Consider the following 16,433-nt stretch of genomic DNA (forward strand, 5'->3'; position numbering starts at 1 on the left):
CTCCAAATATTAAATTTTTCTCATTTACATTTTTATAATACCATAAAAAAAGCTTTTTAACAGTAATTTGACTATTAAAATTGTATTAAAAAAGGAACGGAAGAATGTCTTCCGTTCCTTTTTTGGAAAATAATTAAAAATTATTCACCTAATGCTTTAAGACCATCATTTAATACTTGTTTCAAAGTAGCAGCTGAATCAGTCATACGTTTAGATTCAACATCACTTAAAGGTACTTCGATGATTTGTGCAAGACCTTGGCCATTAACAACACCTGGTGTACCGATATAAATATCGTTCAAACCATATTGTCCGTCCATGTATGCACTAACAGGTAATACGGCATTTTCGTCACGCAAAATTGCTTTTGAAAGACGAGCTAATGCTGTACCAATACCGTAGAATGTTGCGCCTTTTTTGTTGATAATTTCGTAAGCTTTGTTACGAACGTCATCTTCAATTTTAGCAAGTTGGTCATCAGAAATGTTGTTAGCTTTTGCCCAATCTAAGAATGGAAGACCACCAACAGTTGCAGCTGAGTAAGCAGCAAATTCTGTATCGCCATGTTCGCCCATCATGTAAGCATGGATTGAACGAGGATCTGTAATGTCAGTTAATTTGCTTAAAGCAACACGTAAACGTGAAGTATCAAGTGAAGTACCTGAACCAATAACACGATCTTTAGGGAAACCAGAGAATTTCATTGTTGCGTAAGTTAAAATATCAACTGGGTTAGCAGCAACTAAGAAAATACCTTTAAATCCAGATTCAACGATTGGAGATACGATACTTTTCAAGATGTTTAAGTTTTTGTTTACAAGGTCAAGGCGTGTTTCACCTGGTTTTTGTGGAGCACCAGCAGTGATAACGACAAGATCTGCATCTTCACAGTCAGAGTATTCTGCTGAGTAGATACGTTTAGGAAATGCGAATGGTGTTGCATCTTCTAAATCTAAAGCATCTCCGACAGTGCGATCTTTCGCAACATCGATGATACCGAATTCTTCGCCGACACCTTGGAGTGTCATTGCGAATGCGTAACTAGAACCTACGGCGCCATCGCCGACTAAGATAACTTTTTGATGATTTTCTGTTTTTGTCAAAATAATTCATCCTTTCAGAGCTATAATTATTACTGAATAATTATAACATGTTTGTTTGTGAAAAAACATACTAGATGAGAGAGTTCTTTCACAAAATTTTCATAAATCGAGTATGGTATAATAGTTGAAAGAAAAGAATAGGGTCGAAATGCTGGGTAAGTTGAATAAACTTGCCCAGATGTTTGCGTTTATTTAAAGGAGAAATTAAAATGAAAATGATAGTCGGTTTAGGAAATATTGGGCAAAAGTATGATGGAACAAGACACAATGTCGGATTCGCTACAGTAGATGTATTTGCAAAACAACATAATGCCGATTTTGGATCTAGCAAGTATGAAGCGCAAGTGGCATCGTTTAATTTAAATGGTGAAAAAATTGTCTTAGTTAAACCATCTACTTATATGAATGATTCAGGTCGAGCTGTTAGACCGTTGATGGATTTCTATAAAATTGATGTTTCAGACATCCTTATTGTGAACGATGATCTTGATTTAGAAGTTGGTCGGATTCGATTACGTCAAAAAGGATCAGCAGGCGGACATAATGGTTTGAAAAGCATTATCGCACATACAGGAACACAGGAATTTAAACGTATTAAAATTGGTATTGACCATCCAGACAAAGTTTCTGTCGTAGATTGGGTATTAACGAAATTTTCTAAAAACCAAGAAAAAGACTTAGGTGATGCAATCAATACAGCAACTTTAGCAATTGAGGATTGGTTGGAAACAGATGATTTTATGAATACGATGAACAAGTATAACCATAAATAAGAAAAAGCTGTTTAGAAAAGGGTAAAGGGTAGAATAATGAATTTAGAAGCAATGATGCAGACTGTTCCTGGTGTAGATAACTGGCTAACAAATATTGAACCTAATACAAGACAATTGTTAACTGGACTAACGGGTTCAGCTAAAACATTGATGTTAGCTACTATTTTTAAAGATAAAAAAAAATCTATGTTGGTTGTGACAGATAATTTATTTCATGCAACACAATTAAATGAAGATTTAACTAACTTTATTAATGAAGAAGATGTGCTTACATTCCCAGTTGAAGAATTATTAGCTGCAGAACTGGCAACAAGTTCACCAGAATCTAAAAGTGAACGTGTCCAAACGCTTCAGGCTCTATTAGAAGGAACACCAAAGATTGTTGTAACATCAATCTCGGGGTTACGACGTTTTCTAGCACCTGTTTCAACGTGGAAACAAGCAACATTAAACTTAGCTGTTGGAAAAGATATTGATTTGAAAGCCACGGAAACTCAACTCTTTACGATGGGCTATCAACGTCAAAAGTTGGTTGAACGTCCTGGGGATTTTGCTGTACGTGGTTCTATCTTGGATATTTACCCATTGACCGTAGAAAACCCAATTAGACTAGATTTATTTGATACGGAAATAGATTCATTACGTTATTTTGATGTGACTAATCAACGAAGCTTAGAGAATGTGGACCAGATTCAAATTATACCCGCGACAGATTTTATTGCGACTGACGCTATGCTATTGGAAGCTAGTCAAACATTAAAAAAAGCGTATGGTGTTGAATATAAGCGATTAGATAATGATGATCAAGAGCGATTAGAATCAAATATTATGCCGCTTATGAGTGATTTTGAAAAAGGACGCTTAGCTCCGGAACATTTATTATTTAGCGATATTATTTATCAAGGTAAAACAAGTCTGTTAGATTACTTGGGTAGCAATGGTTTAATTGTAATGGACGATTATCCGAGATTATTAGAAGCTGAAAAGACGCTTAAACTAGATGAAGATAACTGGATGGCAGATAAGTTAAAAACACATCAAGTTTTGTCTACAAGTGTTTTTGGATTTGAATTACGAGATTTATTGAAAAATGAATCGCATGCTGAATTATTTCTGGCTCATTTTCAAAAAGGAATGGGTCACCTCAAATTTAATCAATTGATTGATGTACCAGGACATGCCATGCAACAATTTTTTAGCCAAATGCCATTACTTAAAACAGAAATGGATCGTTGGTTAAAAAAGAAACAGACTATTATTGTTATGGTTCAAGATAAAGAGCGACTTGATAAAGTCTCACAAACCTTGGATGATTTTGAGATTCCTTCTATCATGACGACTTTGGATAGCCTACAGTTAGGAAAAGTTCAGGTAGTAGAAGGTAACTTACAAGCTGGATTTGAATTGCCAATGGCAAACTTAGTTGTTGTGACAGAACATGAAATGTTTAACAAAGTCACTAAAAAACGTCCAAAACGCCAAACATTAGCGAATGCAGAACGCCTTAAAAGTTATCAAGATTTGAAACCAGGAGACTATGTGGTCCATGTTAATCATGGTATTGGACAGTTTATTGGAATGGAAACATTAGAAGTCGATGGTAAACATCAAGATTATATGACAATTTCTTATCGGGATGAAGCTAAATTATTTATTCCAGTAACCCAATTAAACATGGTTCAAAAGTATGTTTCTTCTGAATCTAAGTCACCTAGAATTAACAAATTGGGTGGTACTGAATGGACCAAAACGAAAAATAAAGTTGCTGCTAAAATTGAAGATATTGCTGATGATTTAGTTGCATTGTATGCTGAACGTGAAGCAGAAGTTGGATTTCAATTTTCAAAGGACAACGATTATCAGATGGAATTTGAAAATGCATTTCCATACTCTGAAACTGAAGATCAAATTAGAAGTTCAAATGAAATTAAGCACGATATGGAACAAAAGAAACCAATGGATCGTTTATTGATTGGTGATGTAGGTTTTGGGAAAACAGAAGTCGCGTTACGTGCCGCTTTTAAAGCCATTCAAGATAATAAACAGGTTGCTTTATTAGTGCCTACAACGGTGTTAGCGCAACAACATTACGAAACAATGATTAATCGATTCGAAGGATTTCCAGTTGAAATTGGGATTTTATCTCGTTTTAGAACAAAGAAACAACTTAAAGAAACAACTGATAAAATGGCTAGTGGTGCATTAGATATTGTCGTTGGGACACATCGAATTTTATCGAAAGATATTCAATTTGCTGATTTAGGATTGTTAATTGTTGATGAAGAGCAACGGTTTGGTGTGAAACATAAAGAACGACTCAAAGAGTTTAAGTCACAAGTGGACGTCTTAACGTTAACGGCAACGCCAATCCCAAGGACACTTAATATGTCGATGCTTGGGGTTCGCGATTTATCAGTAATTGAAACGGCACCATTGAACCGTTACCCAATTCAAACTTATGTAATGGAACAAAATGGTGGAACTATTCGAGATGGAATACAACGTGAACTTCAACGTGGTGGACAAGTTTTTTATTTGCATAATCGAGTTGAAGATATTGAAAAAGTAGTTTCAGAAATTGAGATTATGGTTCCTGAAGCTAGTGTCGCGTATATCCATGGTCAAATGACTGAAAATCAATTAGAAAATGTCTTGTATGATTTCATTCAAGGTGTCTATGATGTGTTGGTAACAACGACAATTATTGAAACGGGCGTAGATATTTCTAATGCTAATACATTATTTGTCGAAAATGCTGACCACATGGGATTGGCGCAACTTTACCAGTTACGTGGTCGTGTTGGTCGTAGTAGTCGAATTGCGTATGCCTACTTTATGTATAAACCTAATAAGGTTTTGACTGAAGTGAGCGAAAAACGCTTAGAAGCAATCAAAGACTTCACCGAATTGGGTTCTGGATTTAAAATTGCTATGCGAGATTTATCTATTCGTGGAGCAGGAAATCTATTGGGCCGACAACAACATGGTTTCATTGATTCTGTTGGATATGATTTATATACACAGATGTTGACAGAAGCTGTGAATAAAAAACAAGGTAAAAAAGCTGAGCCTAAATCAGATTCTGAAATTGACATTAATATTGAAGCTTATTTACCATCATCTTACATTGATGATCAGCGTCAAAAAATTGAAATTTATAAACGTATTCGACAGCTTGATAATTATGATCAATATTTGGAAGTACAAGGTGATTTAATTGATCGTTTCGGCGAATTTCCAACTGAAGTGAATAACTTAATGGAAATTGGCTTACTTAAATTATTTGCCGATAAGGCATTAGTTGATAAAATTAAAAAAGATAAAGACCAGTTAATTGTTTCTGTTTCAGAAAAAGGAACGACATTGCTGGGTACGGAAGCAATTTTCATGGCATTATCAGCAACAAAATTAAAAGCGTCATTAAAAACTCAGGGCAAACAAATGCGTGTGATTTTAGTGATTCAACCTAAGATGACTGAGACTGACTGGTTGATTGAATTACAAAACTTTATTCAAGCGTTAAGCGAATCCGTTGGGTCAGTGACTGCAGCTAACTAATAAAAAAGGAATCGAAATGATATGGGAAATAAGCAACTTAGACATTTAATGCGTGGTGCAATGATTCTATCGATTGCCTCACTAATTGCCAAGATTTTGAGTGCCATTTACCGAGTGCCATTCCAAAATTTAGTCGGAGATACGGGCTTCTATATTTATCAGCAAGTTTATCCTATTTATGGGATAGGGATGACTTTTGCTTTGACTGGATTTCCCGTCTACATTAGTAAGTTAATTGCTGAAGAGCCTTCGAAAGAAGATAAAATAAAATTGTCTCATGATATATTTATTGTTTTAAGTATATTTAGTTTAGTTATCTTTTCTGGCTTACAATTAGGAGCTTCATGGATTGCGACAGCTATGGGTGATGGACAGTTAGCAGGCTTAATTAAAAGTGTTTCATTTATGTTCTTATTTTTACCTGTTTTAGCAGTGGGACGTGGTTATTATCAAGGTATTTTTGAAATGAACAAAACTGCTGTCTCCCAAGTTGTTGAACAACTATTACGTGTTGGACTCATTATTTTAGCGGCATACATTGCGGTTGAAAATAATATGTCATTATATTCGATGGGAGCATGGGCAATGTTTGGGGCAACTATTGGTGCTATTGGCGCAAGTGTTTCTTTTATTCACTTTTACAGGGTTGAATTTAGGAAGACTAGGCTTCAAACAAACTGGCAAAGATTACTGATAACCTCTAAAAAATTATTTTCGGAGGGTCTTATCATCTGTCTATTTGCAGCAATGATGGTGCTATTACAATTAGTTGATTCATTCACAGTGAAAAACGGATTAGTGCACTTTGGTTATTCAAATAATATTGCAAAATCGTTAAAAGGAGTCTATGACCGTGCACAGCCTTTAGTACAACTTGGACTAGTTATTTCTGTTGGGTTCTCTTCGATGTTATTGCCATCTCTGGCTTCGGCCCGTCGTGAAAACCGAAAAAAGGATTTTCAACGATATGCTGGGATGTTAGTGCACATAACGGTGGCGTTATCGATGGCGGCAACCATCGGACTGATTGCTGTTATGCCACTTGTTAACCAATCTTTATTTGGGGATCAACTTCAAAATGGTACATTATCGGTTTATATGTTTAGTATTTTCTTAGCAGCAGTTATTGGAACATACAACAGCGTCCTACAGAGTCTGGGATTGTATCGTACGTCAGTCATTGCTTTGATTATCGGATTGTTACTTAAAATGAGTATTAATTTTTACCTAGTTTCTATATTAGGAACAGTTGGAGCAAGTATTGCGACAATCTTAAGTTTATTACTTGTATTAATTGCCATGTGGGTTATGTCACCCAGTGAGATTAGACAGTTACTAATTGATCCCAAATTTATGATGAAATTAACTTTAATTTGTGTAATTATGGGAATTGTGGTTTATTTATTAGATAATCAGTTAATTAATTGGACGAATGACAAGCGATTGTTGAGTGGCATTATAGCGCTCGTTTCTGGATCTATTGGTGCTGGAATATTTGGTGGTTTAGCAGTTAAATGGGAATTATTTTCGATTCGAGAATGGCTAAGCTTTCCATTTGGAAAACGTATTTTAAAAAAATTTATAAGATAAATAAAGGGGATTAACTAATGAGATTAGATAAATTTTTAAAAGTGTCACGTATTATTAAACGTCGTACAGTTGCAAAAGAAATTGCAGATAAGGGTCGAATTATGATTAATGATAAAATGGCAAAATCTTCAACAGATGTTGTTGTTGGGGATGAGTTAACAATCCAATTTGGTAATAAAACGCTGACTGTTCGAGTTATGGCGCTTAAAGAAACAACGAAAAAAGCAGAATCAATTGATTTATATGAAGTTGTTTCTGAAGTTTATACAGAAGAAAGTCGATAATTATCGATTTTTAATTGGAGTCCTTTATTGGGTTAGGAGACAAGATGGCCGATAATAAATCGAAAATTAAATTTTTAGATAATGATTTTATGAAAGCTAATAAAACAGAAAGAAAAAAAGATCAACGATTGGTAACTATTCACCGCCGCCGTATGATTGGATTAGGAGCTGTTTTAATAATTATAATCATTTTCTTTAGCGTACAGTTAATTTCAACCAAGCTTAAGGTTGCACATTATAAGCAAGAAACAGCAGTTGAACAAACGAAATTAAAAAAAGCTAAAGCAAATCAAAAAGATCTTAAATTTCAAATTAAACAATTAAATGATAACGATTATTTATTAAAATTAATTCGTGAAAAATATTATTTCTCTAAAAAAGGTGAAACTGTCTATAGTTTTCCTAGTGATAAAGCAAATTTAAAAAACTAATCAATCAGGGATAGAATTACCCGTGATTTAACTTTGTATCAAGGTTTATAGCGTGGTATACTAGTATGGTATATATATCTAAGGAGGAACAACTTTTTTATGTCTATTGAAGTCGGAGAGAAAGTTTCAGGTAAAGTTTCAGGAATTACAAATTTCGGTGCATTTATTGATTTGGGTGACAGAAAAACAGGATTAGTACATATTAGTGAAGTTTCTGATGGATTCATCAAAGATATTCATGATGCACTAACTGTTGGGGATGAAGTCACAGTTAAAGTTTTATCCATTGGCGACGATGGTAAGATAAGTTTATCAATACGAAAAGCTGTTGATAAGCCTCAAGTAACAGAAACAAAATCTCGTCCACAGAAAACATTTAATAAAGATACTCGCGCATCGACTGGTTCTCGTCCATCAAATGGTGGTAAGAATCGCTATCAGACTAAAAAAGTTGAACCTCAAAAAGATGACTTCGATTCATTGTTGTCAGGCTTTTTGAAAGATAGTGAAGATCGGTTAGTTTCATTAAAGAGAAGTACTGAAGGTAAGCGCGGTGGCCGTGGTGGCCGACGTAATTAATAACGAATTTTAAAGATGAGTGGTTGAAATGAAAATTTTAAACCACTCTTTTTTTAATGAAAAAAGGAGAAAAGTTTTGCTGAATACAAGATTTGAGGCTCAATATCGGCTACTTGGTAGTCCTGAAAAAATTCTGGTTGCTGTTTCAACAGGTGTTGATTCAATGGTCCTCATGGATTTGTTGCAACGATTACCAGATGAAATCCGGCCTGAGATAGGCGTTGCCTACATTGACCATCAATTAAGAGAGCAGAGCCGTATTGAAACTGAGTTCATCGAAAAGTATTGTCTAGATCATCAATTTAAATTATATAAAAAAGTTTGGCCAGTACATGAACATGGATTAAATGGTATTGAAAATGCAGCGCGCAAAATGAGATATGATTTTTTTGAGCAAATAATGGTATCAGAAACTTATGCAACGTTAATGACAGCGCATCAAGCAGATGACCAGCTCGAAACACTTGTTATGAAAGGAATTCGTGGCGGAGATATCAGACAGTTAACGGGTATCAGTCAAACTAGATCATTTGGACCAGGGATGTTAGTTAGACCGTTACTTTTGTTCACAAAACAGGCTATTCGGCAGTACGCAAAGCATGAAAACATTGTTTTTTTTGAAGATGAAACGAATCAATTAAGTGATTTTTTTAGAAATCGAGTTAGAAAAGAAATTATACCGAAAATGCTTGAAAATAATAAACAAGTAATTAAGCATGCACAAAGTTATGCAGATCAGTTAACGAACCTATTAGATTTAGCAGATGAAGCAATTAGTGAAAAAATAAAAGAAATCAAATATGCTTCAGGATTTAAAATAAAAATGTGGACCACGTTGGAAACAAGGTGGCAAAAGCCGATATTGAAAAAAATCGCTGAAGAACATGGTGTTTTCTTAAAAGAAGACCAAATACAGCAAATTAGCCAGTTACTGCTGAATGAAAAAAAACCACAGGGTGAACTTAATTTAGGTGATGATCAATTATTTGTTAAAAAATATGAGTACATGGATTTCATTCAAAAAGAGAAAATAATTGAAAGTACTTCTGAAAAAATAATACTCGGTATGAATTCATGGGTTAATTTAAATAATAATGAAAAAATTGGCGTATTTAAAGCTGAAGAGATTAATCTAGATGAAGTAACTATAAAAGATTATATGATGGTTGATCACTCTATTGTTGAAGAGGGGCTTAGCTTGAGACATCGGTTGCCAGGCGATTATATCGACATAGGAAATAGTGCAAAACAAAAAATAAAAAAAATATTTATTGATCAAAAAATAAGTAGTAATGACCGTAATCAGGCTTGGGTATTAGAAACTAATACTAAGCGAATCATTTGGTTAATAAATTATAAAAAATCTCAATTGTCAGACACCGTTGAAACTGATAAAATACAAGACATAATCGTTTTAAAAAAACAAGGTCAGGGAAGAGGCTAAAGTGTATGGATGAAGATATCAAAAAAGTTCTTTACAGTGAGCAAGAAATTCAAGATGTTACTCGGCGATTAGGAAAACAGATTACCGCTGATTATCAAGGCAAAAATCCATTGCTTGTTTGTATATTAAAGGGCGCCTATCTTTTTATGGCTGACATTGCTAAAAATGTTGCAGATTATGCAGAAGTTGATTTTATGAATGTTTCGAGCTATGGGGATGGTACCGTATCAACTGGTGAGATTAAGATTATCAAAGATTTAGATATTGATGTTAAAGGCAGAGATGTGATTATTGTTGAAGATATCGTGGATACAGGACAAACTTTAGCTTACTTAATCGATCTGTTTAACAATAGAAATGTAAAATCTGTTAAGGTTTGTTCGTTGTTGGACAAACCAGAAGGTCGTAAAGTGACTGTTAACGTTGATTATGCAGGATTTGAAGTTCCAAATGAATTTGTAGTTGGTTATGGATTAGATTATGCTGAAAAATATAGGAACTTACCATATATTGGCGTCTTGAAACCTGAAATTTATACAGAGTAAAATAATGGTCAAAGAATGTCAATTGTGATATAGTGTATCCTATTCAAACGATAGTTGAAATAAAAATAAAGAAAAACGGGCAGGAGAGTAGATATGAAAAACAATCCTAAAAATGGACTTTTTAAAAATAGTTTATTTTACATAGTTATCATGCTTGGGATAATGGGTGTAATGTACTTCTTTTTTGATGGAAACAGCAAAACGGAAACACAAGAAATTCAATCAAGTGAATTTGTCTCAAAATTACAATCAAACCAAGTGAAATCATTTGATATTCAACCATCAGGTGGTGTCTACAAAATAACAGGGACTTATAAGAAAGCTCAAACAGAAAAGAGCAAGGATACTGGGTTCTCATTAATTCCAGCTTCAAAGAAAACAACAAAAGTTAAAAACTTTACGTCAACAGTTATTCAAAATGATTCAAATATGGCACAAATTTTGAAATCATCTGAAGCAACAAAGACAAAAATGGATACAAAAGAAGAACAATCAGATAGTATCTGGTTGCAATTAGCAATTACGGTTATTCCACTTGTATTAATGGTCGGCTTTTTCTATCTTATGATGGGACAAGCAGGACAAGGTGGCGGTGGTGGCGGTAAGGTGATGAACTTTGGTAAATCAAAAACAAAACCTTCCGAGAAAAAAGATAATAAAGTTCGTTTTGCTGATGTTGCCGGTGCAGAAGAAGAAAAGCAAGAACTTGTTGAAGTTGTTGAATTCTTAAAATCACCACGCAAATTTGCTGATTTAGGCGCTCGAATCCCATCAGGTGTTCTCCTAGAGGGACCTCCTGGTACTGGTAAAACTTTACTCGCAAAAGCAGTAGCTGGTGAAGCTGAAGTACCATTTTATTCAATTTCCGGTTCTGATTTCGTAGAAATGTTTGTCGGTGTTGGGGCAAGTCGTGTACGTGATTTGTTCGAAAATGCTAAGAAAACTGCACCATCAATTATCTTTATTGATGAAATTGATGCTGTCGGACGTCGTCGTGGCTCTGGTACAGGTGGCGGTAATGATGAACGTGAACAAACATTGAACCAATTACTTGTTGAAATGGATGGATTTACGGGTACAGAAGGTGTGATTGTAATTGCAGCTACTAACCGTTCGGATGTTCTGGATCCAGCACTTTTACGTCCTGGTCGTTTTGATCGTAAAGTTTTAGTAGGTCGCCCAGATGTTAAGGGTCGTGAGGCTATTCTTAATGTTCATGCAAAAAACAAACCGTTAGCATCTGATGTTGATTTAAAAGTTATTGCTAAGCAGACACCTGGATTTGTTGGTGCTGATTTAGAAAATCTTTTAAATGAAGCTGCATTATTAGCTGCTCGTCGTAATAAATCAAAAATTGATGCAAGCGATATGGATGAAGCTGAGGATCGTGTTATTGCGGGACCAGCAAAACGTGATCGTACGATTAATGAAAAAGAACGTCAAACAGTTGCATTCCATGAAGCCGGACATACAATTGTTGGATTAGTCCTAAATGATGCTAGAGTTGTTCACAAAGTAACAATTGTCCCTCGAGGTCGTGCTGGCGGTTACGCAATCATGTTACCAAAAGAAGATCAAATGTTATTGTCTAAAAAAGATATGAGTGAACAAATTGCTGGATTAATGGGTGGACGTGCAGCTGAAGAAATTGTTTACAATGAACAATCTTCAGGCGCATCAAACGATTTCCAACAAGCAACACAAATGGCTCGCTCAATGGTTACTGAATATGGAATGAGTGAAAAACTCGGACCTGTTCAATTAGAAGGCAATAGCCAAATGTTCGCTGGTGGTTCAGGTCAACCAAGTGCTGCTTACTCAAGCAATACGGCTGACATTATTGATTCTGAGGTTCGTCGTCTATCTGAAGAAGGTATGAAACTTGCTAAAGAAATTATTGAAGCACATAGAGAACAGCATAAATTGATTGCTGATAAGTTATTAGAATTTGAAACACTTGATGAAAAAGAAATTTTAAGCTTGTTCGAAGATGGCAAAATGCCAGAAAAAGACGATGCAAATGAATTTCCGAGTGAAAAAGATGGTTCTTTTGAAGCAACAAAAAAAGAATTAGAACGTAAAGATGCAAAAAAAATAGCTGAAGAAACAGATGAAGTTGATTTATCTAAAACGGTTGTTTTTTACCCCAAAGTGAATAAAGACGATAAATAATCGTTACTTAAGAACTCCGATGGATTATCTATCGGAGTTCTTGTTGGTCTAAAATGAATTATTTAAGGAGAAAACGAATGAAAGATTATCTTGTAAAAAGTTTGGCCTTTGACGGTAAATTAAGAGTATATGCTGTTACTGCGACAAATACGGTTGCTGAAGCACAAAGGAGACATGACACATGGAGCGCAGCATCAGCTGCACTTGGGCGGAGCCTAATAGGAACATTATTACTAAGTACATCTACATTGTCAGCCGATGAAAAAATGACCGTTAAAATTAATGGTGATGGGCCAGTTGGTGCTATCGTAATTGATGGTAACGCTGATGGAACAGTTAAAGGATATCTGAGTGAACCCCACGTTCATTTACCATTAAATGAAAAAAATAAAATTGATGTTAAAGGTGCCGTTGGAACAACTGGATCAATGGCAGTAACAAAAGATATGGGTATGAAGGAACCGTTTACGGGACAAGTCCCATTGGTTTCAGGTGAACTTGGCGAAGACTTTACTTACTATTTAGCTAAATCAGAGCAGATTCCATCATCAGTTGGATTATCTGTATTTGTGAACACGGACAATACAATCGAAGTGGCCGGTGGGTTTATGATTCAAGTAATGCCTGGCGCAACTGATGAAGTTATCGATAATTTAGAAAAAAAATTAGCAGAAATGCCTATGATTTCAGAATTGCTAAGAGATGGTAAAACGCCAGAAGATATTATATATCTGATGTTTGGTAAAGAAAATGTTAATATCTTGGATACAATGCCAGTTGCGTTCGAATGTGATTGTTCAAAAGATAAATTTTACGGTTCATTAGCTAGTTTGCCAAAAAGCGATATCACTGAAATGATCGAATTGGATCATGGTGCCGAAGCTGTTTGTCGTTTTTGTGGAAATCGATATCAATATTCTGAAAATGAATTAATGAAATTATTAGAGGGTTCAGCTAAATAAATTTTATCAATATATGATTTGTGTTATGATACTAAACAATAGTAAGTGTAAAAAACGATGAGGTGAATAGAATGGAATGGAAAATTGGCGATATATTAATTCCTAATCAAGTAGTTGTTGCACCTATGGCAGGTGTAACAAATGCGGCATTCAGAATGATTTGTAAGGATTTTGGTGCTGGATTAGTAGTTTGTGAAATGATTTCTGATAAAGGAATCCAATTTAGAAATAAAAAAACGTTGAGCATGTTGTTTGTAGATCCAAGAGAACATCCAGTTAGCGTTCAAATTTTTGGCGGAGATAAGGAAACATTGGTTGCTGCTGCTAAGTTTGTTGAAGAACACACGTCAGCCGACATAGTCGATATTAATATGGGTTGCCCTGTACCTAAAGTAACAAAAACAGACGCAGGCGCACGTTGGTTGCTTGATCCAGATAAAGTATACGAAATGGTTGATGCGGTTACTAATGAGCTGTCAATTCCGGTAACAGTTAAAATGAGAACAGGCTGGGACGAAGATCATATTTTAGCAGTTGAAAATGCCTTAGCTGCTGAACAAGGTGGTGCAGCTGCACTTGCAATGCACGGAAGAACACGTTTCCAGTTGTATAATGGTAAAGCAGATTGGAATATTTTACATGAAGTTAAAAGTAATTTAAAAACAATTCCTTTTATGGGTAATGGTGATATTAAAACGCCACAAGATGCAAAGAAGATGTTAGATGAAGTCGGTGCCGACGCTGTTATGATAGGCCGTGCTGCATTAGGAAATCCGTGGATGATTAGGCAGACAGCAACGTACCTTGAAACAGGTGAACTCATTGCTGAACCTTCAGCATCTGATAAAATTTTAGTTGCTAAAGAACACTTGCACGCACTTTGCCAGATAAAGGGTGAGGTTATTGGACCTAAAGAATTCAGAAGTCAAGCAGCATACTACTTAAAAGGTATTTCGCGTTCAGCTCGTGCTAAAGCAGCATTGAATGAAGCAAATTCAGAAGCTACTATGATAACGATATTTGATAAATTTTTAGAAGATACAAAAGAACGTGAATTCAAATTAATGCAAAAAGAAGCATAGAATTAGTTGCATTTTATTGGGTTAATTGGCATGATAGTAAGTGAAATATGTAATTAAGTGAGGGATATAATATGGTAAAGCAAGAACAAAGTATGAATGATCAATTAAAGGTACGTCGTGAAAAAGTTGTTGAACTTCGCGAAGCAGGGGTCGATCCATTTGGACACCGCTTTGAACGTAAAGACATGACTAAAGCATTACATGATAAGTATGATGCATTAACTAAAGAAGAACTTGATGGTATGGATATCCAAGCTACTATCGCAGGTAGATTAATGTCTAAACGTGGTAAAGGTAAAGTGAGTTTCGCTGATATTCAGGATAAAGATGGACGTTTACAATTATATGTCCGTAAAGATGTTGTAGGTGAAGATACATATCATATCTTTAAACGTTCAGATATTGGTGATTTTGTTGGTATAACAGGTGATGTTATGAAAACAGATATGGGTGAATTAACGATTCGCCCAACAGAAGTTACTTTCCTATCAAAAGCATTACGACCATTACCAGATAAATTTCATGGTTTGCAAAATGTAGAACAAATCTATAGACAAAGATATCTTGATTTAATCACAAATCGTGAAAGCTTTGATCGATTTATGAAACGTAGTCAAATTATTTCAGCTGTAAGACGTTATTTAGATGGTAATGGATATATTGAGGTTGAAACGCCAGTACTGCATAACCAAGCAGGTGGAGCATCAGCTAAACCATTTACAACACATCATAATGCGTTAGATATTGAACTATACTTGAGAATTGCACTAGAATTACATTTAAAACGACTTATCGTTGGTGGAATGGAAAAAGTATACGAAATTGGTCGAGTGTTCCGTAATGAAGGAATTGATACAAAACATAATCCTGAGTTTACAATGCTTGAAACGTACGTTGCATACTATGACTTCCATGATGTAATGGATGAAACTGAAGGCATTTTTAAAGCAGTCGCAGATGTAATTTCAAATGACGGAATTATTGAATATGATGGAAAAAAAGTAGATTTTAATAAAAAATTTGCAAGAGTTCATATGGTAGATGCTATTAAGTCCGTAACTGGAGTGGATTTTTGGAAAGAAATGTCAGTTGAAGAAGCACAAAAATTGGCAGATGAACATCATGTTAAATATGAAACATATTGGAAAGTTGGCCATATCATTAATGAATTTTTCGAAAAATTTGTTGAAGATACAATTGTTGATCCTACTTTTGTTTATGGACATCCTTTAGAAATTTCGCCTTTAGCAAAGAAAAATGAAGATGATCCAAGATTTACGGATCGTTTTGAAATGTATATTTTAGGTACAGAATATGCTAATGCATTTACTGAGTTAAATGACCCCATTGATCAAAGAGAGCGATTTGAGTCCCAAGTTGAAGAACGTGAAGATGGTAACGATGAAGCGGAAGGAATCGATGAAGATTTCATTGAAGCACTCGAATATGGTATGCCACCAACAGGTGGTTTAGGAATTGGAATAGATAGGTTGGTTATGTTAATGACTGATGCACAATCTATCAGAGATGTGTTATTATTTCCAACTATGAGACCAGATGATAATCAATAAATATTTTTAAATTATTTTATAGGATTATTTTTGATGAATAATATTATATGAGAGTATTGTCGCTATGTGACAATACTCTTTTTTTACTTTTATTTCAGCAGTAAAAGTAATAATAAAACACGATGTACACGTTTACATTCATTGATTTAGATTTAATTTAAATAAAGGCTTGACGAAGGTGATTATTCTTGGTAAAGTAATAAACGTTGCTTCAGTAGTAAACAACTAATTCAAATGTGACCAGTTAATTAATTAAAAAAGTTCTTGACAATTAACGAAATCCTTGATATGATATAAAAGTTGTCAAAAGCAACCAAGTAGATCTTTGAAAACTGAACA

Annotated in this window: 13 protein-coding genes; 12 read left to right on the forward strand and 1 reads right to left on the reverse strand. The window is 34.8% G+C overall.

Annotated elements, in window-relative coordinates:
* Nucleotides 1–140: 140 nt before the first annotated feature.
* Entirely contained in the window at nucleotides 141–1,103 is a 963-nt protein-coding gene (locus AC1RPW_RS01760; protein ID WP_409021585.1) for an L-lactate dehydrogenase, read from the reverse strand.
* Between the two features lie 209 nt (nucleotides 1,104–1,312).
* On the opposite strand from AC1RPW_RS01760, the gene pth reads away from it, so the two are divergent.
* The 12 genes from pth (at nucleotide 1,313) to lysS (ending at nucleotide 16,094) form a co-directional block, all read left to right on the forward strand.
* Nucleotides 1,313–1,876: an aminoacyl-tRNA hydrolase gene (pth, locus tag AC1RPW_RS01765; RefSeq protein WP_409021584.1), complete on the forward strand. Its 564-nt coding sequence runs from the start codon at nucleotides 1,313–1,315 to the stop codon at nucleotides 1,874–1,876.
* A 36-nt stretch (nucleotides 1,877–1,912) separates the two neighbouring features.
* Entirely contained in the window at nucleotides 1,913–5,434 is a 3,522-nt protein-coding gene (gene mfd, locus AC1RPW_RS01770) for a transcription-repair coupling factor (RefSeq protein ID WP_481760855.1), read from the forward strand.
* 21 nt (nucleotides 5,435–5,455) lie between these two features.
* Nucleotides 5,456–7,024: a putative polysaccharide biosynthesis protein gene (locus tag AC1RPW_RS01775; RefSeq protein WP_481760854.1), complete on the forward strand. Its 1,569-nt coding sequence runs from the start codon at nucleotides 5,456–5,458 to the stop codon at nucleotides 7,022–7,024.
* Between the two features lie 17 nt (nucleotides 7,025–7,041).
* The gene (locus AC1RPW_RS01780; RefSeq protein WP_481760853.1) at nucleotides 7,042–7,308 is read left to right on the forward strand and encodes an RNA-binding S4 domain-containing protein; all 267 of its coding nucleotides are present in this window, start codon (nucleotides 7,042–7,044) and stop codon (nucleotides 7,306–7,308) included.
* A 44-nt stretch (nucleotides 7,309–7,352) separates the two neighbouring features.
* Nucleotides 7,353–7,739: an FtsB family cell division protein gene (locus AC1RPW_RS01785; protein ID WP_481760852.1), complete on the forward strand. Its 387-nt coding sequence runs from the start codon at nucleotides 7,353–7,355 to the stop codon at nucleotides 7,737–7,739.
* Nucleotides 7,740–7,838: 99 nt separating this feature from the next.
* Nucleotides 7,839–8,318 (forward strand): S1 domain-containing RNA-binding protein, encoded by a 480-nt coding sequence (locus tag AC1RPW_RS01790; protein ID WP_481760851.1) that lies wholly within the window; start codon nucleotides 7,839–7,841, stop codon nucleotides 8,316–8,318.
* A gap of 76 nt (nucleotides 8,319–8,394) precedes the next feature.
* Nucleotides 8,395–9,762: a tRNA lysidine(34) synthetase TilS gene (gene tilS / locus AC1RPW_RS01795; protein WP_481760850.1), complete on the forward strand. Its 1,368-nt coding sequence runs from the start codon at nucleotides 8,395–8,397 to the stop codon at nucleotides 9,760–9,762.
* A gap of 5 nt (nucleotides 9,763–9,767) precedes the next feature.
* Nucleotides 9,768–10,307: a hypoxanthine phosphoribosyltransferase gene (gene hpt, locus AC1RPW_RS01800; protein ID WP_409021576.1), complete on the forward strand. Its 540-nt coding sequence runs from the start codon at nucleotides 9,768–9,770 to the stop codon at nucleotides 10,305–10,307.
* A 93-nt stretch (nucleotides 10,308–10,400) separates the two neighbouring features.
* Complete coding sequence (gene ftsH / locus AC1RPW_RS01805) at nucleotides 10,401–12,479, forward strand: ATP-dependent zinc metalloprotease FtsH (RefSeq protein WP_409021575.1); 2,079 nt, start codon at nucleotides 10,401–10,403, stop codon at nucleotides 12,477–12,479.
* A 77-nt stretch (nucleotides 12,480–12,556) separates the two neighbouring features.
* Nucleotides 12,557–13,441 carry an Hsp33 family molecular chaperone HslO gene (gene hslO, locus AC1RPW_RS01810; protein ID WP_481760849.1) on the forward strand — a complete coding sequence of 295 codons (885 nt, stop codon included), beginning with the start codon at nucleotides 12,557–12,559 and terminating at the stop codon, nucleotides 13,439–13,441.
* Between the two features lie 71 nt (nucleotides 13,442–13,512).
* Nucleotides 13,513–14,523, forward strand: a complete 1,011-nt coding sequence (dusB, locus tag AC1RPW_RS01815) for a tRNA dihydrouridine synthase DusB (RefSeq protein ID WP_481760848.1) — start codon at nucleotides 13,513–13,515, stop codon at nucleotides 14,521–14,523.
* Between the two features lie 71 nt (nucleotides 14,524–14,594).
* Nucleotides 14,595–16,094, forward strand: a complete 1,500-nt coding sequence (lysS, locus tag AC1RPW_RS01820) for a lysine--tRNA ligase (protein ID WP_481760847.1) — start codon at nucleotides 14,595–14,597, stop codon at nucleotides 16,092–16,094.
* Nucleotides 16,095–16,433: the final 339 nt, after the last annotated feature.

It is taken from the genome of Dellaglioa sp. CoH-55-MRSF-8, from assembly GCF_056782195.1.